This window comes from Lentzea sp. (assembly GCF_035525475.1).
GTDB lineage: Bacteria > Actinomycetota > Actinomycetes > Mycobacteriales > Pseudonocardiaceae > Lentzea.
Genome location: NZ_DATLEC010000041.1, coordinates 18,073 through 41,662 on the forward strand (window position 1 = coordinate 18,073; position 23,590 = coordinate 41,662).

Genomic DNA, 23,590 nt, shown 5'->3' on the forward strand with positions numbered 1-23,590 from the left:
CTGCACTGCGCGAGGGCTGACGCTCTTCGCGGTGTTGGTCGTCTGCGGAGATGAGGAGAAGTGGGTCAGATCATCGCCCCATACATCACCACCTGGAGCGCCGAGCAGGAGATTCCTTCCCGCGTGGTGGAGCGTCCTGGTTTTGGCGTGGGTTACGCGAACGAGGTTCTTGGCGACCGAGACGCGCACGGCGTCCTGTGGCTGCGGTCCGGTGTGCGCCACGGCGTCGGCAAGCCGGAGTTCGGCAAGGTGCACCCGCTCAGGCAGCGGCGGGCTGTGCGCAAACTCTTGTGCCAGGTGTGCGCCGGCCCCGCTGATCGGAACGACGACGGCGTCCTGTGGCTGCTACGCGATCACCGAGGCGACTGGCCGGGATGGCCCGATGGCATGGCCTGTACCGAGCCGCCCGTCTGCGTGCCGTGCGTCGCCGTCTCCTTGCGGTTGTGTCCGGCATTGCGCCGGGGAGCCGCGGCTGTCCGGGTCCGTGTGTCCGAGGTCGCCGGAGTCCGCGGAGCGCTCTACCGGAAGGGCGTGTTCGGACCTGTCGTGGTCGAGGACGTGAACCTGGCCTACGACGACCCGGACATCCGGTGGGTGGTGGCCTCGGCACTCATTCGCGAACTCCGGGGCTGCACGCGCGTGCCGCTCGAGGAACTCACCGCCGAGCAGTACGACGCAGCCCGAGTGCGGTGATGGCAGCCCGGACACGCAACAAGAGCGGCACCCTCCCGGAGGAGAGCACCGCCCTTGTTGATCAGTCCATCATGGACCTGGTGACCACGGTCCTCGACCGCGGTTCCTCTGAAGCCATGGTGGTGTAGAGGAGGGTGTCAGACCCGCCACTTCTGGCTGGCGACGCCGAGGCAGTCCCAGATGTGGAGTCTCGTGCCGTCGGCCGAGGAACCTCCCACGGCGTCCAGGCACTTGTTGGCCTGCGGGTTCACTATGTCCTGGGCTCCTGTCACGACCCACTGCTGTGCGGCGGAGCCGTTGCAGTCCCAGAGTTGCGTCACCGTGCCGTTCGCGGTGCCGCCGCCGCTGACGTCCAGGCACTTGCCCAGCGCGCGGATGGTGCCGTCACCAGGACGGCTCCACTTCTGGGCGGCGTTGCCGTTGCAGCCGACGAGCTGGACCGGCGTGCCGTTGGCGGTGTTCGCCCACGCCACGTCGACGCACTTGTCGCCGATACCGCGGATCTCCGAGCCACCACCGGGCGCGGGGGTGTCGTTGGAGACGCGGACCCAGTCGATCACGAGCTGCTGCGGGAACGTCGTGCTGCCGTCGGGGTAGCCCGGCCACTCACCACCGACCGCGAGGTTGATGATGATGAAGAACGGCTTGTTGAACACCCACGGGTTGCCGTTGACGTCCGTCGGGGTGTTGCGGGCGTAGACGTTGCCGTCCACCGACCAGGTGATCTCGCCCGGCTTCCAGTCAACCGCGAAGTTGTGGAAACCGTCCGAGAAGTTCGGGCCGTTGTAGGCGTGGGACTTGCCGCCGGAACCGGAGTAACCGGGGCCGTGGATCGTGCCGTACACGGTGTTCGTCTGGTGTCCCAGGAACTCCATGATGTCGATCTCGCCGGAGCCCGGCCACGGGTTGCCGCTGTTGATGTCGGCACCCAGCATCCAGAACGCGGGCCAGATCCCCTTGCCGCGCGGCATCTTCATGCGCGCTTCGAACCGGCCGTAGGTCTGGGTGAACTTGCCCGCGGTGTTGATGCGGGCAGAGGTGTACTCACACCGGCCGGACCAGCACTGGTAGTTGCCGGGGTTCTCACGCTTGGCGGTGATGACCAGGTTGCCCTGGCCGTCGTGCACCGCGTTCGAGGTGCCGGCCTGGTACCACTGCGACTCTCGGTTGTTGCCGTTGTTGTTTCCGACTTCCATTTGCCACTTGCTGCCATCGACACCACTGCCGGCGGGAGCGTTGAACTCGTCGGCCCAGGTCACCGCCGCGTTGGCAGGGGGAGCTTGGCTGGTGGTGGCGACGGTGATCCCCGCGGCCACCATGAAGGCGGCGGCGAGGCCCGTCCCGATGCGTCGAAGCATCGAACCGACCTTTCCGGGTGTTTGGTCGTGCGCCCAGTGGTTCAGAAGTGTTGTCACGCCGTGACCCTCGGTCAACGTGTAAACGTTTTCATCTTTTTGTCACGTGAGAGCGCTCTCAAGCGACCTGGGCGCTGACCAGCGCGTTAACAGGGCACGAAAAACATGTTGCGCCCCAAAGGGGGTGTCACAGGTTCAGACCACGTATCCGAACAGGGGTGGTTGCTTGACGAAACCTGGCTAATGGCTTTAGCTCTAAAGCTATGGTCGTTCGCTCACGTCTCACCACCGCCAAGGTCGTCGACGCCGCGCTGGAGCTGCTCGACGAGCACGGCGTCGAAGGGCTGACGCTCGCCGCCGTCGCCGCGCGGACCGGCGTCGCCACGCCTTCGCTCTACAAGCATGTCGCGAGTCTCGGCGAGCTGCGCGGTCACCTCGGCGTGCGGGTGATGGAGCAGATGACCGACCGGTTCACCGAGGCGGTGCTGGGACTGGCGGGCGACGACGCGGTCAGGGCGCTGATGCACGCCTACCGCGCGTACGTCGCGGAGTACCCGAAGCGCTACGCGGCCGCGCCGATGGACCCGTTGCACGACGACCTGCAGCGCACCGCGGGCGTGAAGCTCATGGAGGTCCTGTTCGCGACGTTGCGCGGGTACGGCCTGGAGGGATCGGAGGCGGTGCACGCCACGCGACGACTGCGGGTGATCGTGCACGGCTTCGCGTCGATCGAGTCCAGCGGCGGCTTCGGGCTGCCGGAGGACCTCGGCGACACGTACGACCAGCTCGTCCGGATGTATCTCGACGATCTCAGGGGGAAATCGTGAAGTGGACGCTCACCGCCGCCGGACTGCTGTTCCTGCTCTACCCCGCGGTCAGACCGTGGGAGGACGAGACGACCGCCCAGGGCGCGGCCGCCGCGATGGGGTCGCAGGCGTGGGTGTTGTCGCACCTCTTCGCCATGATCGGCTTCATCCTGGTGCCCATCGCGCTGCTGGAGGTCCACCGCGCCGCCGCGATCACGTTCTGGGTCGGCGCCGGCCTCACGCTGCCCTACTACGGCGCGGAGGACTTCGGGCTGCACGCGATCGCCGCGCAGCCGAACCTCCTCGACCTGGCCGAGGCCGTGCGCTACAACCCCTTCGCCATCACGACGTTCGGCGTCGGGCTGGTGACGATGGGCGTCGCCGCGGTCCTGGTCGCGCTGAAGCTCCGGACTATGCCCTCGATCGTGTTCGCGGTGGGCTTCGCCCTGTTCCTGCCGCAGTTCTTCACGCCGCCCGCGGTGAGGATCGCCCACGGCGTGCTGATGGTCGTCGGCTGCGTGTGGCTCGCGTGGGACTCAGCGCGGAGTGAGGCGGAAGACCCGCAGCTCGCGGCCGCCTGAGCGCTCGACGTAGTCCTGGAACGCAGGCCAGGCCGCCACCATCCTGCTCCAGGCGGCCTCGCGCTCGGCCCCTTCGAGCAACGTCGCGCGCACGTCCCGGACATCACCGCGCACGTTCACCTGGACGTCCGGGCCGGCCAGCAGGTTCGCGGTCCAGGCGGGGTGGTGCGGCTTGCCCCAGTTGGACCCGACCACCAGCATCGACGAGCCGTCGGCCACGTACTGGACCTGGTTCTCGCGCCGCTCACCGCTGCGGGCGCCCACCGTGATCAGCGTCAGGCCGGTCTGCCCGCTGAACGACACGAGCCCGATCCTGCCACCGGTCAGCTTGTACAACAGGCGATCGGTGCCGATCACGGCCTTCTGCTGCCAGGACATTCAGAGCGCTCCCGTCGACCTCGCCGCGTGGACGGCGGCGGTTCTGTTGTGCACCCCCAGCTTGCGCATCGCGCCCCGGAGGTAGGCCTTGACGGTTTCGGTGCTCAACCCGAGCTCGGCGGCGATCTCCCGGTTGGACGCACCGACCGCGGCCAGCCGGAGCGTATCGAGTTCCCGCGGCGTCAGCCCCGTCGGGACGGCCACCGGCACCTCGCCGCCGAGGTCCTGGTGCACCTTGCGGAGCCGTTCGCGCAGCACGGGATCGCGGACGAGCTTGGCGACCTCGGAGAGCTCGCGGAGTGCGGCCTGCGTGTGAAGAGAAGGCATGTCGAGATCCCCTGCGAGGCCCTGTGCGACGGCTCCGGCCGTCCTGATCGCGCGGTCGCCGATGGTCGTCTGCCCGCGCACGGCCCCGTAGAGCACGCCGCGCACCGTGCCGCGCACCGTCACCGGGTAGGCGAACACCGAGGTCAGGCGCTCGTTCACGACCACCATCTGGTCGAACTCGTGGGTGATCGCGCGGGTGGTGGCGTAGTCGTTCACGCGGACCGCCGTGCCCAGGGCGATCGCCGTGCCGCCCAGGCCGCGGCCGGCCCCGACGCGCAGCCCGTGCAACGAGGTGCCCTGCGTGCCGAAGAAACTGCTCAGCACCAGGTCGCTGCCGGGCGTGACGGCACCGCCGAACACCACGGGCAGCCCGGTGGCCCGGCGCAACACGTCCAGGCGTTGCGCCAGCAGCGACGGGAAACGGTCTGGCAACACGCCCGCAGTCTCGCCGACACCCTCACCCCCGAAAAGGGGCACACCCCCGGACGGGGGTATACCGATCGCTCCGGTCCTCTCCACTCTTCGGGAATGTCCAGTCACGACACCTACCGCGCGGCCCGCGACCTGATGCTCCACGACCCCGAGTCGTTCGCCTGGCCGAGCTTCGAGGGCGACAGCTTCAACTGGGCGCACGACTGGTTCGACGTCATCGCCGTCGGCAACGACACCACGGCGTTGCACCTCGTCGAGGAGGACGGGTCCGAGCGCGTCCTCACGTTCGACGAGATGCGCCGCCGGTCGAACCGCGTCGCGCACTGGCTCGCGTCGCACGGCGTGGGCAGGGGCGACAGCGTCATGATCATGCTCGGCAACCAGGTCGAGCTGTGGGAGTCGATGCTCGCCGTGATGAAGCTCGGCGCGGTGATCATGCCGACCACCACGGCGCTCGGCCCCGCCGACCTCGCGGACCGGCTGCACCGCGGGTCCGTGCGGCACGTCATCGCACGGGTGCAGGACGCGGGCAAGTTCGAGGCCGGTCCCGTCCTGATCGCCGTGGGGGGCACCGCGGAGGGCTGGCTCGACTACACCGAGACGGAGAAGGCGCAGGACGACCCGCTGCCGCACCCGCTGACCAGGGCGGACGACAGGCTGCTGCTGTACTTCACCTCCGGCACCACCAGCCGCCCGAAGCTCGTCGAGCACACCCAGGTCTCGTACCCGGCCGGGCACCTCACGACCATGCGCTGGATCGGCGTGCGCCCCGGCGACGTCCACCTCAACATCAGCTCGCCCGGCTGGGCCAAGCACGCCTGGAGCTGCTTCTTCGCGCCGTGGATCGCCGAGGCGACGATCTTCGTCCACAACTACACCCGGTTCGACGCGGCCGCGCTGCTCGGCCAGATCCGGGACAAGGGCGTCACGACGTTCTGCGCGCCCCCGACCGTGTGGCGGATGCTGATCAAGGCCGACCTCAGCGGCGGACCGGGGTCGTTGCGGGAGGTCGTGGCCGCCGGTGAGCCGCTCAACCCCGAGGTGGTCGAGCAGGTCCGGCAGCAGTGGGGCCTCACGCTGCGGGACGGCTTCGGGCAGACCGAGACCACGCTGTCGGTCGGCAACCTGCCCGGTGAGCGGGTGAAGCCCGGCTCGATGGGACGGCCGCTGCGGGGCGTTCCCGTCGTGCTCGTCGACCCGATCACCGGTGAGCAGGCCGACGAAGGCGAGATCTGCGTCGACCTGGGACAACGGCCGATGTCGCTGATGGTCGGCTACTTCGGCGACGAGGAGCGCAACGCCGAGGCGATGGCCGGCGGTTACTACCACACGGGTGACATCGCGAGCCGTGACGAGGACGGCTACCTCTTCTACATCGGGCGGACCGACGACGTGTTCAAGGCGTCGGACTACAAGATCTCGCCGTTCGAGCTGGAGAGCGTGCTGATCGAGCACCCGGCGGTCACGGAGGCCGCGGTCGTCCCGTCACCGGACCCGTTGCGGCTCGCGGTGCCCAAGGCCTACGTGGCGCTGAGCGCGGGCTGGGAGCCGACCCGCGAGACGGCGCTCGAGATCCTGCGGCACGCCCGCGAGAACCTGGCGCCGTTCCAGCGGATCCGGCGCCTGGAGTTCTTCGAGCTGCCCAAGACCGTGTCCGGCAAGATCCGCCGCGTCGACCTGCGCGCTCGCGAGAACGAGGGTGCCGAACGGCCACAGGAGTGGCGGGACGACCAGTTCCCCGAGCTGCGCCGCTAACGTGGGGTGCCGCCGTCGACGACGACAGGAGCACCCATGCTGCGCAAGATCGCCGGACGTCCGGCCGTGATCACCGGAGCCGCGTCGGGAATCGGCCGAAGCCTCGCGCGACGGCTGTCCCGGCACGGCTCACCGGTGGTCATCGCCGACGTCGACGAGGCGGGCCTGGCGGAGACGGCCGCGTCGCTGACGGGCCCGGTGCTGAGCCGGGTCCTCGACGTGCGCGACGCCGACGACATGCGCCGGTTCGCCAAGGAGACCCAGGACTGGCTCTCGCTGCCGTTGGCCGCGGTGTTCAACAACGCGGGCGTCGCCACGTCCACGACCGTGCTCGACTCACGCCCGGAGGACGACTCCTGGCTGTTCGACATCAACTACTGGGGTGTCGTCAACGGCACGCGGGCCTTCCTGCCGCAGCTGATCGAGCGGAACTACGGCGTCATCGTCAACACGTCCAGCGTCTTCGGACTGGTCGGCATGCCGAAGCAGAGCGCTTACTGCGCCGCGAAGTTCGCCGTCCGCGGCTTCACCGACTCGCTGCGCCAGGAGCTGCGCGGCACCGGAGTCTCGGCGGTCACCGTCCACCCCGGCGGCATCAGGACCGGCATCATCCGCAACGGCCGCATCCACGCCGAGCTCGACGAGCAGGGCCGGTCGCTGGAGCAGATCGCGGCCGACTTCGACAAGATCGCGCTGACCACGCCGGACAAGGCGGCCGAGATCATCCACCGCGGCGTCGAACGGGGGAAGGCGCGGATCCTCGTCGGACCGGACGCCTACGTGTTCGACGCGCTGGCCCGCATCGCCCCGACGCACTACTTCAGCGTGCTGGCCCGGTTGTTCGACCGGTGAGGCATGATCCACGCCATGGCTTCCCCGGAGGTGGTGTGGCGGACCGAGCAGTGGTTCGTGCGGCAGGGCGCGCCGACCATGATCGAGGGCTACGGCTTCCGGTCCCACGTGCTGCCGCGGATGATGCCCGCGCTGGCGTTCGTCGCCGTCGGCAGCCTCGCGTGGCTGGTGCTGCAGCAGTCCTCGGGACTGTCGCGGTGGGTGCTGCTCGGGCTGATCGTCGCGGTGATGGTGACCGCCTGGGTCCTGCTCTCGGTGGTCGTGCGGCGGATGCCGAACTTCTCGCCGCGCACCACCGTGCTGGTGCTGGTCGCGTACGCGGCGATGCCGGTGATCACACCGTTGGTCCAGTACGCCATCGACAGCAAGGTGACCGCGCCGGCGGGCGATGACCAGCCCGACTCCGTGTGGGGAGCGCTGGCGTTGTTCGTCGTCTTCTTCGGACTTGCCTTCCTGGCAACGATGCTGGCCACCACCTACGGGCTGGGGTCGCTGGTCCGCGCGGCCATCCGGCACGTGATCGCGGACCTGCGCAACAGCGTCCACCTGCTCGGCAGGGCGTTGCCGCCGATGCTGTTCGTGACGCTGTTCCTGTTCTTCACCGGTGAGCTGTGGCAGGCGATGAACCAGCTGCGGTGGCCGCGGGTCAGCCTGGTGGTGCTGCTGTTCGCCTCGATCACCGTGCTGGCCGCGGCGGCACGGCTGCGCGACGAGATCGGCAGGGTCGAGCAGGACCTGCGGCCGGAGATCCTCGAGGTCGCCTGCAAGGGCACTCCGCTGTCCGATGTGGACATCACAGAGCCGTTGCCGCCCAGGCGGTTGAACGGCCAGCAGGTGCGCAACCTGCTGGTGATGCTCGCGATCCGCCAGCTCGTGCAGGCCGCGGTGGTCGGGCTCGCGCTGTTCGCGTTCTTCGTGGTGCTCGGCCTGATCGTCGTCACGCCCGCGATCGCCGAGCAGTGGATCGGCGCGACGCCCGCGATGTCGCTCGTTCCCGGCGTGCCGTCGGCGATGCTGCGCAACGCGACGCTGTTCGCGGCGTTCGGCAGCATGTACTTCTCGGTGATCTCGATGAGCGACGCCGAGCACCGGCGCCAGTTCTTCGCGCCCGTGCTCGAGAAGGTCGAGCGCACGCTGGAGGTCCGCGCGGTGTACCTGGAGGTCAGAGAGCGGGCTCTGGCCTGAGCATCGCGTCCCTGCTGGGCGGCGCGCCGAACTGGCGGCGGTACTCGCGGCTGAACTGCGACGGGCTGTCGTAGCCGACGCGGTGGCTGACGCTCGTGACGTCCCTGGTGGTCGCCAGCAGCAACCTGGCCTCCTGCAGGCGGATCTGCTTCTGGAACTGGATCGGGCTCATCGCCGTGACGGCCTGGAAGTTGCGGTAGAACGCCGACTCGCTCATGCCGGCGATCCGCGCGACGTTCTCGACCTTGAACGACTCGGCGAAGTTCTCCCGGATCCACCTCACGGCCTTGGCGATGTGGCTGAGGCTGCTGTCCTGCGCGCCGAGCTGGCGGACGACGGCGCCCTGGTCGCCGGTCATCACCCGCCAGAGGATCTCCTGCTTGATCAACGGCGCCAGGGCGCGCGCGTCGCGCGGCTGGTCGAGCAGGCGCGCGAGCCTCGTCACGGCGTCGAGCAGCTCCGGGGTGGCGTCGCTGACGGCGAGGCCCTCCGGCGTGCCCGCGGGTTTGGGGAGGTCGTTGCTCAGCAGCAGTGCGGCGACCTGCTGCGGGTGCAGGAGGAGGCCGATGCCGAGCGCGGGTTCCGACGGGCTGATGCCGACGTAGTTGCCGGTGATCGGCATGTCGATCGAGGCGACCAGGTACTGGCCGGCGCGGTAGTCGTAGACGCGGTCGCCCAACGCGATGCGCTTGCGGCCCTGGGCGACGAACGCGAGGATCGTGCCGGTCATCGCCGGTGACGGCGGTCCGCCGACCGCGGTCCTCGAGACCAGGACGTCGGGGATGGCCGTGGTCAGGTCGGGGCGGGCGTGCTTGGAGATCAGCGCGCGTAGTTCGTCCACGCCGCCGATGGTCCTCGCCGGTGGGACGATCAGGCAAGCCCGCCGACGAACGTGAGCGCGTCCGGCAGTGGTGCCGACGACGCCCGTGGTGCTGGGCTGGGCGAGCGGACCGTTGACGCGCCGCGCGCAGGCGTTCGCCGAGCACTGCCTCTTGCTGTTCGGCCAGGCCCGCACAGTCTCATTTGGTTGACAAAACAAGACATTCTTTTTGTTGTCCCTGCAATGCGGTGATCGCGGGGTCCCGCTTCTTGCGAATGCTCTCCGGAATCCCGTGCGCCCGGTGTCGAGGAAACGAACTTGCCGGTTCACGCACAGCGCGTTTACCGGTATGGTCCAGACCAAGTAGCCGTCTGGTCGAGACGGCGCTGAAGGAGCTGGCCAGGCTCTGTGCTGGAACAACGTTGAAGAGAAGTCGCACTGCGTATCAATTGGTGGGCTGAGATTCTCGTGTGATCCGAGCAGGGAAGGGCACCGTCGGAGTGACGAACGACAACACGCTCGACGACGTTCGCCGTGTGCGAATCGAATTGATCCGCAATGGACGCTGGAAAGAGGCGGACCTGCTCGCCGGCGACGCGGTGACACGCGCGTTCACCGCGGGCGGACCGGTTCCCGGACTGGATCCGGCTGACCTCGCCCACGTGCCGGGGTGCCCCGGCACGGGGGAGCGGTCCCCGACGGCCGCGCTCGTGTTCCGCGCCGTGCAGGCGGCGAACCGCGGAACCGGCCGGGCAGAGGCGACCGCCACCGCGCGGCAGGTGCTGACGTCGGCGGAGTCGCTGGACGCCGGCACGTTCTGGCAGGCGGTGGTGGTCCTGACCCACGCCGACGAAGTCGCCCTGGCGCACCGGCACTGGGCCTGCTCGGCCCACAAGCACGGCAGGGACGTGCACGACGTGCTCGGCGGGCGGATCATGGTGCGGCGCGGTGATCCGCGCACGGCCGTCCGGCTGCTGGACGCCGCGCTCCGCAGAGGCGTGCGCCCGCGGTTGCGGGGCGTCGCGGTCGCGTGGCTGGTGCTGGCGCTCGTCGAGGCCGGTGAGCTCGGCAGGGCTCGTGTCGTGCTGGAGTCCCGGCACGGGGCGGACGAGCACCCGGACAACGCCGAGCTGCGGTTCGCGCGGGGCCGCCTGCTGCTGGCCGAGGGACAGGCCGCCGCGGCGCTGGACGAGTTCCTCGACTGCGGCCGGCAGGTCGCGGCGGCCGGTGTCGTCAACCCGGCGGTGCTGCCCTGGCGGTCGTCGGCCGCCCTGGCCGCCGCCGACGGGGGAGACCTCGTGCTCGCGCGGATCTGCGCCGACAAGGACCTGGTCGCGGCGCGCCGGTGGGGTGGGCCGCGGGGGATCGGGCTCGGCCTGCACGCCTCGGCGCTGGCGCACGGCGGTGACGACGTCCTGCTCGAGGAAGCGCTCACCTACCTGAGCCGGGCCTCGACCGCGGGCGAGGCGTTGCGAGCGCGTCACGACCTGGCACAGCTCCTGCTCGCACGTGGGGAGGTCGACCGCGCCCGCAAGCACACCCGCTGCCTGCGTGAGGCGGCGGCCGACGCTGGATGTCCACAGTGGAGCAAAGTGGCGGACGAGCTGACCTGCCGGCTGCTGCGCAACGACGGCGAGTCCGCCCTCAGCGTGCAGCAGCGCAGGATCGCCCTGCTGGCCAGAGCGGGGAAGTCGAACCGCGAGATCGCCGCCGAGCTGAACCTGACGTTGCGCACCGTCGAGTTCCACCTCACCGCCGTCTACCGCAAGATGGGGGTGGAGGGGAGGCCGGGGCTCCGCCGGGCGTTCGTCCCGACGGCGTGAGCGGGCTGTTCCCGTGCCGGCCGGCTGATCCGGGCCACGAGTGCCCGGCGGTGGTCGCCGCCGGTCTGCTCGCCGCGGGGGAGAACTGGACCGTTGCCGTCGAGTCGGCCGAACAGGCGCTCGCCGCTCCTGCCTGCCGCGAGAACGCGCTGTGCGTGTCGCGTGCGTTGGCGACGCTGGTCTGCGCCGGTGAGCTGGTCGCGGCGGACGCGCACAGCCTCGCCCTGCTCGACGAGGGTTCCGGTGACAGGGCGATCGCGCTGCTCGCCCAGGCCTGCGTCGCACGGCGCACCGGTGACCTGGCGAGGTGCTCGGCGTTGCTCGCTGGGTTGCGGCACGACGGCGTCGCGGAGGAGATCCGCCCGGTCGTGCTGCTCTGGACGGTGGAGGACTTCGTCGTCCGAGGGGAGCCGCGCGACGCCGAAGCCGCGCTGCTCGCCCACGAAGCCGACGCTGGTCATCCGTTGTTGCACGCGGCCGAGGCCGTGGTGGCAATGGCAAGGGGACGTCCGCGCGACGCCTTGCAGGCCAATCTCGCCTGTGGACGGGCGTTGGCCGGGGCCGGTGTCGTCAACCCCGCTGTCCTGCCGTGGCGCTACCGGGCTTCCAGAGCCGCGTTGGCCTGCGGTGACAACGATGACGCCGCGCGCCTCGCGATGGAGGAGCACGCCGCCGCGGCCCGGTGGGGCGAGCCCGGAACCCTCGGCCTGAGCCTGTCGGCGGTCGCGGGGGCGAACCCGCCCGACGGCGAGGACCTCCTGGCCTACGAGCGCTCGATCCGTTTGCTGGAGATGGCACACGCCCGGCTGGAGCTGGTGGAAGTCCTCTGCGACTACGGAGATCGCCTCACCGGGCACGGCAAGCAGGTGGTGGCGCGCGAGATCTGCACGCGAGCACGTGCCACGGCCCTCGACATCGGCGCCACGGCACTCGTCCGGCGGGTCGACGAGGCCTTGGGTGGCGTCGCGTCACGCGATCCCGAACCCGTGCTGACGCCCGTCGAGGCCGAGGTCGCGCGGCTCGTCCGCACGGGCCTGGCGAACAGGGAGATCGCGTCGAGGCTCGCGATGGCGACGCGGACCGTCGAGCTCCACCTGACCAGGGTCTACCGCAGGCTCGGGCTGTCCGGCCGCCGGGAGTTGCAGGTCACCCGGTGGTTCCCGGTTCCGGAAGACCCCCGCTGAAACTTTGCGGTCTCACCGTGAAGCGTCGTTCGGCTCCGCTGCGTGACCGTGGGGCACTGACGACATCCGGTGCGTCCGCACCGAATTCGCAGGAGGGAGCCCGCAGATGCTCACAAGACGACTCGGCCGTTGGGTCACCGCTCTGTCCGCCCTCGCGCTCGCCCTCGCCGGTGTCAGCGCACCGGTGGCGAACGCGGCGATCGACCACAGGGTCACCTTCGTCAACAGGACCGGTCAGACGATCTGGATCGGCGCCACCGTGAACGCGGACGGCTCGCGTGCCCTGACGGGCCTGCCCACGCTGGCCAACGGCCAGTCCGCGACCATCACGATCCCCGAGACGGCCTCACCCGGTCACTGGCGCGGCAAGTTCTTCGCGCGGCAGGGCTGCACGGGCACGTCCGGCGTCGACTTCCGCTGCGCTGTCGGCGACTGCGGCGTCTACGCCGACCGGTGCGTCCTGGGCGACCAACCGGCCAGCCTCGCGGAGTTCAACTTCGACTCCCGCGACGGCCTCGCCCCCTGGTACAACGTCAGCTACGTCAACGCGTTCTCGGTTCCGGTGATGATCACCCCGGTCGACGCGGTGGTACCACCGGGTTCGACCTCGTGCGGCACCGCCGGGTGCACCGAGAACCTGTTGCCCTACTGCAACCCCGCGTACGTCAAGTACGGCGCCAACGGGCAGCGCGTCAACTGCGTCAACCCCGACCGGGACGCGCCGACGGACTACAGCAACACCATCAAGTCCCGCTGCCCCAAGGCCTACGCGTGGTCCAAGCAGGACACCGAGCCCGGCAACCAGACCGTGTTCCAGTGCTCGAACTGCAGCGGTTTCACCGTCACCTTCAGCTCCGTGGCCTGAGCCACCCCTGATCTGGAAAGGAAAGCCATGAAGCCCATCGCCAAGGCACTCGGCGCCCTCGCGTCGGCCGCGGTCCTCTCGTTCGTCTTCTCCGGTACCGCTTCCGCGGTCAGCGGGACCGCCAGCTACTACAACGACGCCGGCTACGGCGCCTGCGGCACCCAGATCAACGCGGCGACCGAGCTGCTCGTCGCGGCGCCCGCCGGCCTGTGGACGACGCCCAACCCGAACAACGACCCGTTGTGCCGCAAGTCCATCCGCGTCACGCACAACGGCCGCACCATCACCGTCCCGATCAAGGACAAGTGCCCCAGCTGCCCGACCAACAAGATCGACCTCAGCCAGCCCGCGTTCTCCCAGCTGGCCGACACCGCGGTCGGGATCATCAACGTCACCTGGGAGATCGTCTGACCTCGAAGTCCCTGCCGCTCAGGAGAACAACGATGTTCGCGTCACGCACTTCCCTGATCGCCGCCGCAACCCTGGCCGCGGCCGCCGTTCTCACACCCCCTGCCACGGCGGCCACCGTGCAGGAGGACGTCATCGCCCTCACCAACGCCGAACGCGCCAAGGCGGGATGTCCCGCACTGCGCCAGGACCCGGCGCTGAGCACGGCGGCACAACGACACTCGGAGGACATGACCGCACGAAACTTCTTCAGCCACAACGGTTCGGACGGCAGCAGCTTCGTCGCCAGGATGGAACGGGCCGGCTACACCCGCTGGACCAGGGCCGCCGAGAACATCGCGGCCGGCCAGCAGACCGCAGCCGACGTTGTCCGCACGTGGATGAACAGCGCGGGGCACCGCGCCAACATCCTGAACTGCGACCTGCGCGACATCGGCGTCGGCCACCAGTACCGCCAGGGCACCACCTACGGCCACTACTGGACGCAGGACTTCGGAACGCGGTGATCCCCTGACCTCCCGGCGCCCCTGACAACGTTGTCAGCGGCGCCGGGAGAGGGCCTTCGCCGGGCACTGCGCCGCTCTCTCCAGCCCTGATACGTTGCCGGGTGGTCGGGTCGCTGAGGATCCAGCGCCCAGCGAGAAGGGGTGGCGCGATGAGCTTGCTGCGCAGCTACGTGTCGGGTGGATGGCACACGCCGTCGGTGGAGGGCGCGCCGTTGCACGACGCCGTCACCGGTGAGGAGATCGCCCGGATCTCGTCCGCGGGCGTCGACATGGGTGCGGCGCTGCGGTACGGCCGCGAGGTCGGCGGGCCCGCGCTGCGCGAGCTCACGTTCCACCAGCGGGCGCAGCTGCTGAAGGCGCTCGGGCTGTACCTGAAGGAGCACAAGGCCGAGCTGTACGCGTTGTCCGCGCGCTCCGGCGCCACCCGCTCCGACTCGTGGATCGACGTCGACGGCGGCTTCGGCGTGCTGCTCGGATACGCGTCCAAGGCCAAGCGTGAGCTGCCGAACGACAAGGTGTTCGTCGACGGCGCGCTGGAGCCCCTCGGGCGTGGCGGCACGTTCGTCGGCCAGCACATCTGCACGCCGTTGCGCGGTGTCGCGGTGCAGATCAACGCCTACAACTTCCCCATGTGGGGGCCGCTCGAGAAGTTCGCGCCCGCGTTCATCGCCGGGGTTCCCTCGCTGATCAAGCCCGCGTCCCAGACCGCCTACGTGACCGAGAAGCTGGTCGAGCTGATGCTCGCCTCCGGTCTGCTGCCCGAGGGGTCGCTGCAGCTGGTCTGCGGTTCCGCCGGCGACCTGCTCGACCACCTGACGCCGCAGGACCTCGTCGGGTTCACCGGCTCCGCGTCGACCGCCCAGCACCTGCGCACGCACCAGGCCGTGATCCGGTCGTCGGTGCGGTTCAACGCCGAGGCGGACTCCCTGAACTGCTCGATCCTCGGCCCGGACGCCGTCGCGGGGACGCCGGAGTTCGACCTGTTCGTCGACCAGCTGGTGACCGAGATGACGACGAAGGCCGGCCAGAAGTGCACCGCGATCCGGCGCGCGCTCGTGCCCGCGTCGCTGATCGACGCGGTCGCCGAGGCGACGTCGGCGAAGCTGTCCGGGGTGGTGATCGGCAACCCCGCCGACAAGTCGGTGAAGATGGGCGCGCTGGCCGGCCTGGAGCAGCGCGAGGAGGTCCTCCGGTCGCTGAAGGCGTTGCGGGAGAGCGCTTCGGTGGTCTACGGCGACGGCGCCCTGTCCCTTGTGGACGCCGACGCCGAACGCGGCGCGTTCATGTCACCGATGCTGCTGCGCGCCGCCGCCGACGCCGTGCAGCCGCACGAGGTCGAGGCGTTCGGGCCGGTGTCGACGCTGATGCCGTACGACTCGGTGGAGGACGCCATCACGCTGGCGGCACGCGGGTCCGGTTCGCTGGTCGGGTCGATCGTCTCCGCGGACACCGAGTTCGTGCGGGACGTCGTGATCGGCGTGGCGCCGTGGCACGGCCGCCTGCTGGTGCTGGACCGCGAGGACGCGGGCGAGTCGACCGGCCACGGGTCACCGTTGCCGATGCTGGTGCACGGCGGTCCCGGGCGTGCCGGCGGCGGCGAGGAGATGGGCGGCATGCGCGGCGTGATGCACCACATGCAGCGCACAGCCGTGCAGGGCAGCCCGCGCGCGTTGTCCGCCATCACCAACCGCTGGGTCACGGGTGCCCCGCGCCGTGAGGCGGACGTGCACCCGTTCCGCAAGACGCTGGCCGAACTCCGTGTGGGCGACACGGTCGTGGCCGGCCCCCGCGAGGTGACGCTGGAGGACATCGAGCACTTCGCGTCGTTCACGGGCGACACGTTCTACGCGCACATGGACGAGGAGGCCGCCGCCGCGAACCCGTTCTTCGGGGGACGCGTCGCGCACGGCTACCTCGTGGTGTCGTTCGCCGCCGGTCTCTTCGTCTCGCCGGAGCCGGGACCGGTGCTGGCCAACTACGGGCTGGAGAACCTGCGGTTCCTCACGCCGACGTTCCCCGGCGACCAGCTGACGGTGACGCTGACGGCCAAGCAGATCACGCCGCGCGAGGACCAGGACTACGGCGAGGTGCGCTGGGACGCCGACGTGGCGAACCAGAAGGGTGAGTCCGTGGCCCGTTACGACGTGCTGACGCTGGTGGCGAAGAGCTAGCAACGCTGTGACCGCTGGCTTCACCGCGTCTTCCGGCGTTCAGGGGAGCACCTCGTCCGAACGCCGGAGCACGGGGCGGACACCGGCGGTCACAGCGCTAGCGCGGCTCCTTCTTCGGGAGGGGCCGCGTCGCCGGTCCCTCCAGCACCGTGCCGTCGACGTCGAAGCGCGAGCCGTGGCACGGGCAGTCCCAGCTGTGCTCGGCGGCGTTGAAGCGCACCAGGCAGCCGAGGTGCGTGCAGCGCAACGACACCCCGTGCAGCTTGCCGTCGGCGTCGCGGTAGACACCCGTCTTGCCCAGGCCGTCGCGGATGACGTGCGCCTGGCCGCACAGCAGGTCCTCGCTCGACGTGGCGTCGGCGGGCGCGATGCGGTCGCCGACCATCTGCGCCGCGACCTCGGCGTTCTTCTTCACCAGGTCCGGCAACGACTTGAGCGACAGCCGGTGCGGGCTGAAGCGGTCGGCGAGGTCGTTGGGCTTGCCGGTGACGAGGTCCGCGAGCAGCGTTCCCGCGAACGTGCCGCTGGTCAGGCCCCACTTCATGTAGCCGGTGGCGGTGAACAGCGTGTCGCTGCCCGGCGTGTAGCCGCCGATCATCGGCAGGTGGTCGTAGGACGTCGGGTCCTGCGCCGACCACCGGTGCGTGACCTCCTCGACCTGCCAGTGCTGGCGCGCGAAGTCCTCCAGCCGGCGGAACGGCTCCACCACGGGCTTGCCGGTCGCGTGGCTCTGGCCTGCGAGGATCAGCTTGTCCCCGTGCGCGGAGACGGACCACGACGGGCTGCCGGTGCTGATCGCGAGCGCTTGCGTCGGGTTCCTGACGCGGGCGGCGATGCAGTAGGCGCGGGTCAGCTCCAGGCGGGCGAAGTACAGGCCGCGATCGAGCGTGGGGTAGTGCGTGGCGATCACGACCTGTGACGCGTTGACGCTGCCGTCCTTCGTGGACAGTCGCGTGCCGGTCACGTCGAGCACCCTGCTGTGCTCGCAGACCCTGCTGCCGTCGCCGTCGACCGCGTCGGCCAGGCCCTGCAGGTACTTCACCGGGTGCAGCGCGATCTGGTCGTCGAGCCGGATGGCCGCGTGCACGGGGAACGGCAGGTCGACGTCCGTGGCGCCGCTGCGCACCGGCAGCCCGACGTGGCGCGCGGAGATCAGCTCGTGGTCGACGTCGCGCACCTCGTCCTCGGTGTAGGCGTAGGTGACGGCGGGGGCGCGGCGCAGGTCGCAGTCGATGTTCTCGGACCGGACCAGCTCGGCGACCTGGGCGACCGCGGCCTGGGAGGCGGTGGCGTAGTCGGTGGCGGCCGCCAGGCCGTGGGTGCGCCGGATCCGCGAGTACACGGTGGCCTGCAGGGCGGTGACCTTCGCGGTGTTGTTGCCGGACACACCCGACGCCACGCGGTCGGCCTCCAGCACGATCACGTCGAGGCCGCGGCGCTTGAGCAGCAACGCGGTGGTGAGGCCGGTGATGCCGCCGCCGACGACGGCCACGTCGAAGGTGTGCTCGCCGGTCAGCGGGGGGCGCGACTGCGCGGGGATGGCGGTGAGCCAGAGAGACTGGTCGGCCGTGGTGGTCATGGCGGCGGTGTACCCCCGTCACGCGCGGTTATGCGGCCACGCGCCACCGGCGGACGTGCGACCGGCTACGATCGGGCGCCCGGTCGGATACCTTGCCCGATCTGGGGTATGCGAACCGCATGAGCAAGCACCGGGTAGTCGTTGTCGGTGGCGGTTTCGGCGGACTGGGCGTGGTGCGCGGACTGAAGCGCGCGGACGTCGAGGTCACTCTGATCGACCGCACGAACCACCACCTGTTCCAGCCGTTGCTCTACCAGGTGGCGACGGCGTTGCTCCCGACAGGAGACATCGCGCCCGCGTTCCGGGCGATCCTGCGCAAGCAGCGCAACGCGCACGTGCTGCTGGGCGAGGTGACCGGGTTCGACACCGCGGGCAAGAAGGTGCTCGTCGACCTGCCGGACGGGTCGTCGCGCCAGGTCGGGTACGACACGCTGGTCGTGGCGGCCGGGTCGCAGGACAGCTACTTCGGGCACGACGAGTGGGCCGAGGTCGCGCCGCCCATGAAGACCCTCGAACAGGCGGTCCACCTGCGGTCGCGGCTGTTGCGGGCGTTCGAGGCGGCAGCGGCGGCCAACGACCCCAAGCAGTGGTTGTCGTTCGCCGTGGTCGGGGCGGGACCGACCGGCGTGGAGCTGGTCGGGCAGCTCGCCGACCTCGCGCGCAGGGCGTTGAAGGGGCAGTTCCGGGAGATCGACCCGCGCGACATCCGCATCACGCTGCTCGACGCGGTGCCGCACGTGCTGCCGCCGTTCCCCGAGAAGCTGCGGGCGCACACCAGGAAGAAGCTGGAGCAGCTCGGCATCACGGTGATGACCGGCGCCATGGTCGAGTCGATCGACGCGGAGGGCCTCACCACCAAGGACGGCGACCGGGTCGAGGCGCGGACGATCATCTGGGCGGCCGGCGTGCAGGCGTCGCCGTTGTCGCGCAAGCTCGCCGAGGCCACCGGGGCCGAGGTCGACCGCAAGGGCAAGATCCTCGTCGACCCCGCGGACTGCTCGGTCACCGCCGACGTCTTCGCGATCGGCGACATGGTCAACCTCGACAACCTGCCCGGTATCGCCGAGCCCGCGATCCAGGAGGGCCACCACGTCGCGAAGGTGATCAAGGCGCGGCTGGAGGGCAGGACGCACAAGCCGTTCAAGTACCTCGACCTCGGCACCATGGCCACGATCTCGCCCGCCGACGCCGTCGCCGACATCAAGAAGCTGCGGCTCAGCGGGATCATCGGCAAGGTGGCGTGGGCGGTGGTGCACATCGCGTTCCTGGTCGGGTGGCGCAACCGGGCCGCCGTGCTGGTGCAGTGGGGGTTGAACATCGCCACCGGGCGCCGCGCGCAGCCGATCATCCTGGAGCCGATGCGGGCGAAAACGGCTAAGTAGCGGCACGGCTGGGTAACCCTGGGCCGTGAACACGGAGCTGCTCGGCATCTACCTCAACGACCACCTGGCGGGGGCGACGGCGGGCACGGAGCTCGCTCGCCGCATCAGCCGCACGCACCCGGAGCTGCGCGTCCTCGCCGACGACCTCGACGCCGACCGCAAGGAGCTGCTCGACTTCATGCGCGAGGTCGGTGTCGAGTCGCGCCCGCACAAGGCCGCGATGGGCTGGCTCTCGGAGAAGGCGGGCAGGCTCAAGCTCAACGGCAGGGTGCTGAGCCGCTCACCGCTGAGCGACGTCCTCGAGCTGGAGGGGCTGCGCATCGTCATCGAGGCCAAGTCCGCGATGTGGAGGACGCTGCGCAAGCTGCAGAGCTTCGACGACGAACGGCTGGAGCGGCTGGCCGGGCGCGCCGCGGGGCAGGCGGAGCTCGTCGACCAGTACCGGGTCCGCCAGGTGCCGCAGGCGTTCAACGCGCCGCACACGTCCGGCGTCGACGTCGAACGCACCTTCACCGTCGCGTCCACGCCCGAGGGCGTCGTCGAGTACCTGCGCGACTTCTCCCGCACCGAGCAGTGGGATCCCGGCACGGTGTCGTGCCGGCGCCTCGACGACGGACCGGTCGAGGTCGGCTCGCGCTGGCACAACGTGTCGACGTTCCTCGGCCGCAAGACCGAGCTCGTCTACGAGCTGACCCGCGACGACCCCACGGGGCTGCAGTTCGTCGGCCGCAACGACACCGCCACCGCGACGGACGACATCACGATCACCGCCGGTTCCTCGCCCGGCACCACCCGGATCGCCTACCACGCCCACCTCGAGTTCAACGGGATCGCGAAGCTCGGGGCGCCCGTGGCGAAGCTGGCGCTCGAGAAGCTGGGCACCGACACGGAGAAGAATCTGATTCGCGTGCTCGGCTCCGTGCGGTAAAGACAACGGAAAAAGCCAGGTCAGACTGGATTCCCCGCGTCGGACACGATCCCTAGACTCCCTCGCGCCGGGTGCTGGGACAGGCTTTCCCCTGTCCGCTCCGGCGCGGACTCGAGAGGGAGTACTGGGGTGTTCGAGAACAACGTCACCAGGCGCGGCTTCGTCACAGGCGCGGCGGCCGTCGCCGGTCTCGCCGGTCTGTCCACCATCGCGCCCGGCCTGGCCGGTGCCGCCCCGAAGACGAACGACCAGCACACCGAGGCGGAGATCAAGGCCGCCGAGGTCGGCGCGCTGGCGATGACGACGTTCCAGAAGATCGACGGAACGCCCGTCTACTACTGGCGTTCCGACCGCGGCAACACGACCGCGCGCAACTGGCAGGCCACCGAGGCGTTCTACAACGCGCTCGTCGCGTGGATCCGGGACCTGCGCTCGCTGTCGTCGAGCTACGGCTCGATCAGCTACATCGTCTCCGCCGGGTTCTACGTCGACAAGCCGGGCCAGCACGGCGCGGGCACCGCGATGGACCTCGACCACGTCCGGTGGTCCGGCGGCAACACCGTCTCGCCGCTCGACCAGGCGCACGCGTCGGGCACGGCGTCGGTCCGCAAGCGCTACCTCGCGACGGAGGCCGTGTGCCGCCGCCGGTTCCGGTACGTGCTCGACGGCTGGTACAACGCCGACCACGCCGACCACATCCACTCGGACTTCGGCGGCATGCCGGTCCGCGCGGCCACGGACTCCGAGTCGGACACCAAGTTCGTCCAGGCCGTCTGCAACAACTTCCGCGCCTCCGGTCTCGTGATCGACGGCGACTGGGGCCCCAAGACGACGACGGCGTTCAACGGCCTCAAGTCGGCGCTCGGCGTCACGGGCGACCCGCACTCCAGTGCGTCGGTCTGGCAGGGCATGCTCTCGAAGATCGCCACCAAGGGATTCGCGAACCAGAACATCTGATCGCGGTCCTGATTCCGTGAATCGAGCTGGCAAAGCGTCCACGGGCTCGAACGACAAAGGCGCGTCCATCACTGGACGCGCCTTTGTCGTGAAAGCGGAAGGGGCCTAGCGGGGGCCGCCGCCCATGGAGCCACCGAGGCCGAAGAGAATTCGCTGGATGAGTTCGGGATCGACGTTCGGCTCGTCACCCAATGCCTCGGCCGCGGGCGAACGGCGCTTCTCGCGACGGGGGAGCGGCACCGCGGTCGCGTTCACGCCGGTGGGCAGCTGCAGCTCGCACCAGATCAGCTTGATGCCGCCCGCGAGCTGGAGCTCACCGGTGCGCAGGTCGGGTGAGGTGGGCGGCATCGTGAACCGCGCCGCCTCCAGCTCGACCACGAGGTAGTCGCCGCTGAGCCTCAGGCGCAGCGTGATCAACCGGGACGTCTTGGGGTCCGCGGACTCGACGGCGGCTTCGACCAGCGCGCAGGCGACGGCCGAGCACTCTCCGATCATGTTGCGCAGACGCCACTCACCGAGTGTGAAGCGCACGAACAGATCCGCGCAGTTCACCGCGGTGGGCAGCGCGATGAGTGTCAGGTCGTCGACCTGGGCGGTCTGGGCGTTCGCCTGCATGCTGCCTCCGTTTCGCGTGCGGCGCGCGATCCGCGGTGGTCACCCGAATGGCCGTCGCGGTGAGCGGGAATCTACATGGGTATACGCGGGAAGCAATGCCCTGGTTGACCCACCCGTCAAAAGTCACGTCCGGGTCACAGTACTCGGTCGTTCTGCTCACTGTGAGTATAGCGTCCGGGTCTCTGCGTGATCGGTCGGGGTCCGGATCGCCTTCCGGCGAACCGCCCCGGTGAATTCGTGAAGCAACCGCCCGCGCATTCACGTTCCGGCCGGTATGCCACGTCGCGGGGGCGCGTGGACCGAGCCGGCTCCTGTCCGGTTGAGGCGAATGCCGCGCAGGTTTAAATCGAATCAAGGAAAGTCGATTCGACGCGCGAAGCTTAAAGATATTTAAGTCCGATTAATCGTCTGAACGGGGGAGTGGTGGCGCCGGGCGGTCAGCTAGTTTCATGTCAGATCAAGCGATCGAAGTCCTGCTGAATACACCGGCAACCCCACACCAGACGCCGAGAGCCCCGGCAGATCCACCTCGTTACACCGGTGTGGGAAAGGCAAGCGCGCACTGCTCATCGGGTTCCTCCCTCCTGCTCGGGACCCGGTGGTGCGGCAGCGGTGCGCCGCGGCCGGCCGGTGCCCGCCGGCGGCGTCGGACCCGTCCCACGGTCCGCACGCCGCCGGCGGAGTTCTCCCCGGCTCTTCCGCGAGAGCCCACTAGATGCGACGGAGCCTCATTTGCACGCGTGCGCCCCCCAGCGGCCCGCGGTCGACGTGGAGAGAGCCACCCGTGCTCTCCGCCGCGCGACGGGCGATGTCGAGCCCGAGGCCGGTGGAACCACCACCGCTGGCGCCGCGGCGCACCGCGCGTTCGCGGTCCGCGATGCCGGGACCGGCGTCGTCGACGACGAGCACGACCAGGTCGGCCTGGTGCACGAGCGTCACGGCGAACCGCGTGCCCTCCGGCGTGTAGCGGAAGACGTTGCCCAGCAACGCGTCCAGCGCGGCCGCCAGCTCGGTGCGGGCGAGCGGCACGGGCGCGGGCTTGTCGGTGCCCCTGACCGTCCAGGGGCGCTCCTGGTCGTCGGCGAGCGCGGACCAGAACCCCAGCCGGTCGCGGACGACGTCCGCCGCGTCGGCGCCGCTCCCGCCGGGCCGCAGACCGGACCGGGCGGCCTTGATGATCTCGCCGATCTCTCTCTCAAGCCCCTGAACGGCCGTGCGGACGCGATCCGCACTCGACCCCTGTCCGAGGGCGTCCGCGTCCAGCAGCAGGGCCGTCAGGGGCGTTCTGAGGCGGTGGGAGAGATCGGCCACCACCTCCCGTTCGGAGGCGAGGAGGTGGCGGACGCGCTCGGCCATGGCGTTGAACGCCTTGCCGGCCTCCGCCACCTCGGGAGGTCCCTTGACCGGAACGCGCGCGGTGAGGTCCCCCTGTCCCATGCGCCGCGCGCCTTCCGCCAACGCCCGTGTGGCCTCCACGGCTCGTGCGCCCAGGCGGTCGGCGACGAGCACCGACACGGCGACCAGGCCGACCGCGACCGCGGCCAGCAGCCACCACGTGCCGATCACGCCGTGGGTGAGCTCCTCGTGCGGCACGAACGCCTCGACGATCGCGATGCCGCTGTCGCTGGTGGCCAGCGGCTGCAGGTAGGCGACGCCGTCGGGGCGCTCGACCGTGGTCGCCGTCGCGAGGTTCCGCGCCTGTTCCAGGTCTCGCGCGGTGATGTGCGACGTGCCGTAGGTCTCGGCCGGGACGCTCAGGTGCACGGCGAGGCGTTGCTGGCCGCCGTAGCGGGTGCTGCGGATGGCCTGGCGGACCTCCTGCGGCCTCCTGGTGATCACCAGCGCCGGGGTGAGCGCGTTGGCCTGCTTCTCGGCCTCGCTGAGCGCACGGGTGTACGCGGCGTTCTTGACGACGATCGCGAGCGGGATGAGGAAGGCCAGCGCCACCATGCTGGTCGCCGCGAGAGCGACCAGCACCAGTGACCGCC

23 protein-coding genes are annotated in these 23,590 nt (G+C 70.0%); 16 read left to right on the top strand and 7 right to left on the bottom strand.

Annotation, left to right across the window (positions count from 1 at the left end; genetic code table 11):
* Nucleotides 1-60 precede the first annotated feature (60 nt).
* Complete coding sequence (locus VM306_RS06475; RefSeq protein WP_325511935.1) at nt 61-693, top strand: hypothetical protein; 633 nt, start codon at nt 61-63, stop codon at nt 691-693.
* A complete protein-coding gene (locus tag VM306_RS06480; protein ID WP_325511937.1) occupies nt 693-821 on the top strand; it encodes a hypothetical protein in 129 nt (42 codons plus the stop codon). Before VM306_RS06475 ends, VM306_RS06480 begins: the two co-directional genes overlap by 1 nt.
* Nucleotides 822-830: 9 nt before the next feature.
* Here the strand turns inward: VM306_RS06480 and VM306_RS06485 are convergent, their stop codons facing one another.
* Nucleotides 831-2,051 (bottom strand): family 16 glycosylhydrolase, encoded by a 1,221-nt coding sequence (locus VM306_RS06485; protein WP_414672334.1) that lies wholly within the window; start codon nt 2,049-2,051, stop codon nt 831-833.
* Nucleotides 2,052-2,311: 260 nt separating this feature from the next.
* Between VM306_RS06485 and VM306_RS06490 the strand changes: the two genes are divergently transcribed.
* Both VM306_RS06490 and VM306_RS06495 read left to right on the top strand, forming a co-directional pair.
* The gene (locus VM306_RS06490) at nt 2,312-2,875 is read left to right on the top strand and encodes a TetR/AcrR family transcriptional regulator (RefSeq protein ID WP_325511939.1); all 564 of its coding nucleotides are present in this window, start codon (nt 2,312-2,314) and stop codon (nt 2,873-2,875) included.
* Nucleotides 2,872-3,435, top strand: coding sequence for a hypothetical protein (locus VM306_RS06495; protein WP_325511941.1), 564 nt, complete (start codon nt 2,872-2,874; stop codon nt 3,433-3,435). Before VM306_RS06490 ends, VM306_RS06495 begins: the two co-directional genes overlap by 4 nt.
* Here the strand turns inward: VM306_RS06495 and VM306_RS06500 are convergent.
* Nucleotides 3,391-3,813: a nitroreductase family deazaflavin-dependent oxidoreductase gene (locus tag VM306_RS06500; protein WP_325511943.1), complete on the bottom strand. Its 423-nt coding sequence runs from the start codon at nt 3,811-3,813 to the stop codon at nt 3,391-3,393. The two genes, VM306_RS06495 and VM306_RS06500, sit on opposite strands and share 45 nt — an antisense overlap.
* Nucleotides 3,814-4,575 carry a helix-turn-helix transcriptional regulator gene (locus tag VM306_RS06505; RefSeq protein WP_325511945.1) on the bottom strand — a complete coding sequence of 254 codons (762 nt, stop codon included), beginning with the start codon at nt 4,573-4,575 and terminating at the stop codon, nt 3,814-3,816.
* A gap of 93 nt (nt 4,576-4,668) precedes the next feature.
* On the opposite strand from VM306_RS06505, the gene VM306_RS06510 reads away from it, so the two are divergent.
* The 3 genes from VM306_RS06510 to VM306_RS06520 are packed head-to-tail and all read left to right on the top strand — an operon-like array spanning nt 4,669 to nt 8,364.
* On the top strand, nt 4,669-6,327 hold the full coding sequence (locus VM306_RS06510) for an AMP-binding protein (RefSeq protein ID WP_325511947.1): 1,659 nt from the start codon (nt 4,669-4,671) through the stop codon (nt 6,325-6,327).
* A gap of 36 nt (nt 6,328-6,363) precedes the next feature.
* Nucleotides 6,364-7,179, top strand: coding sequence for an SDR family oxidoreductase (locus VM306_RS06515; RefSeq protein ID WP_325511949.1), 816 nt, complete (start codon nt 6,364-6,366; stop codon nt 7,177-7,179).
* A gap of 15 nt (nt 7,180-7,194) precedes the next feature.
* Nucleotides 7,195-8,364 (top strand): hypothetical protein, encoded by a 1,170-nt coding sequence (locus VM306_RS06520; RefSeq protein ID WP_325511951.1) that lies wholly within the window; start codon nt 7,195-7,197, stop codon nt 8,362-8,364.
* Here the strand turns inward: VM306_RS06520 and VM306_RS06525 are convergent.
* Nucleotides 8,342-9,205: an AraC family transcriptional regulator gene (locus VM306_RS06525; protein ID WP_325511953.1), complete on the bottom strand. Its 864-nt coding sequence runs from the start codon at nt 9,203-9,205 to the stop codon at nt 8,342-8,344. The two genes, VM306_RS06520 and VM306_RS06525, sit on opposite strands and share 23 nt — an antisense overlap.
* 515 nt (nt 9,206-9,720) lie before the next feature.
* Here VM306_RS06525 and VM306_RS06530 point away from each other — a divergent pair.
* The 6 genes from VM306_RS06530 (at nt 9,721) to paaZ (ending at nt 16,141) form a co-directional block, all read left to right on the top strand.
* Nucleotides 9,721-11,007 (top strand): LuxR C-terminal-related transcriptional regulator, encoded by a 1,287-nt coding sequence (locus tag VM306_RS06530; protein ID WP_325511955.1) that lies wholly within the window; start codon nt 9,721-9,723, stop codon nt 11,005-11,007.
* A complete protein-coding gene (locus VM306_RS06535) occupies nt 11,004-12,191 on the top strand; it encodes a helix-turn-helix transcriptional regulator (protein ID WP_325511957.1) in 1,188 nt (395 codons plus the stop codon). The genes VM306_RS06530 and VM306_RS06535 overlap by 4 nt, the downstream gene beginning before the upstream one ends.
* A 106-nt stretch (nt 12,192-12,297) precedes the next feature.
* Nucleotides 12,298-13,056: a thaumatin family protein gene (locus VM306_RS06540; RefSeq protein ID WP_325511959.1), complete on the top strand. Its 759-nt coding sequence runs from the start codon at nt 12,298-12,300 to the stop codon at nt 13,054-13,056.
* Nucleotides 13,057-13,083: 27 nt separating this feature from the next.
* Nucleotides 13,084-13,467: a cysteine/serine endopeptidase inhibitor gene (locus VM306_RS06545; protein ID WP_325511961.1), complete on the top strand. Its 384-nt coding sequence runs from the start codon at nt 13,084-13,086 to the stop codon at nt 13,465-13,467.
* Nucleotides 13,468-13,499: 32 nt separating this feature from the next.
* A complete protein-coding gene (locus VM306_RS06550; RefSeq protein ID WP_325511963.1) occupies nt 13,500-13,970 on the top strand; it encodes a CAP domain-containing protein in 471 nt (156 codons plus the stop codon).
* A gap of 149 nt (nt 13,971-14,119) precedes the next feature.
* Entirely contained in the window at nt 14,120-16,141 is a 2,022-nt protein-coding gene (paaZ, locus tag VM306_RS06555) for a phenylacetic acid degradation bifunctional protein PaaZ (RefSeq protein ID WP_325511965.1), read from the top strand.
* Nucleotides 16,142-16,238: 97 nt separating this feature from the next.
* Here paaZ and VM306_RS06560 read toward each other — a convergent pair whose 3' ends face one another.
* Nucleotides 16,239-17,720 carry an FAD-dependent oxidoreductase gene (locus tag VM306_RS06560; RefSeq protein WP_325511967.1) on the bottom strand — a complete coding sequence of 494 codons (1,482 nt, stop codon included), beginning with the start codon at nt 17,718-17,720 and terminating at the stop codon, nt 16,239-16,241.
* Nucleotides 17,721-17,839: 119 nt separating this feature from the next.
* On the opposite strand from VM306_RS06560, the gene VM306_RS06565 reads away from it, so the two are divergent.
* The 3 genes from VM306_RS06565 (at nt 17,840) to VM306_RS06575 (ending at nt 20,987) form a co-directional block, all read left to right on the top strand.
* The gene (locus tag VM306_RS06565) at nt 17,840-19,102 is read left to right on the top strand and encodes an NAD(P)/FAD-dependent oxidoreductase (RefSeq protein ID WP_325511969.1); all 1,263 of its coding nucleotides are present in this window, start codon (nt 17,840-17,842) and stop codon (nt 19,100-19,102) included.
* A gap of 25 nt (nt 19,103-19,127) precedes the next feature.
* Nucleotides 19,128-20,030, top strand: a complete 903-nt coding sequence (locus VM306_RS06570; protein WP_325511971.1) for an SRPBCC family protein — start codon at nt 19,128-19,130, stop codon at nt 20,028-20,030.
* 129 nt (nt 20,031-20,159) lie between these two features.
* Nucleotides 20,160-20,987, top strand: coding sequence for an extensin family protein (locus VM306_RS06575; protein WP_325511973.1), 828 nt, complete (start codon nt 20,160-20,162; stop codon nt 20,985-20,987).
* Between the two features lie 105 nt (nt 20,988-21,092).
* Here the strand turns inward: VM306_RS06575 and VM306_RS06580 are convergent, their stop codons facing one another.
* Together VM306_RS06580 and VM306_RS06585 are read right to left on the bottom strand one after the other, a co-directional pair.
* Nucleotides 21,093-21,602 carry an ATP-binding protein gene (locus VM306_RS06580; protein WP_325511975.1) on the bottom strand — a complete coding sequence of 170 codons (510 nt, stop codon included), beginning with the start codon at nt 21,600-21,602 and terminating at the stop codon, nt 21,093-21,095.
* Nucleotides 21,603-22,313: 711 nt separating this feature from the next.
* Nucleotides 22,314-23,579 (bottom strand): ATP-binding protein, encoded by a 1,266-nt coding sequence (locus VM306_RS06585; protein ID WP_325511977.1) that lies wholly within the window; start codon nt 23,577-23,579, stop codon nt 22,314-22,316.
* Nucleotides 23,580-23,590: the final 11 nt, after the last annotated feature.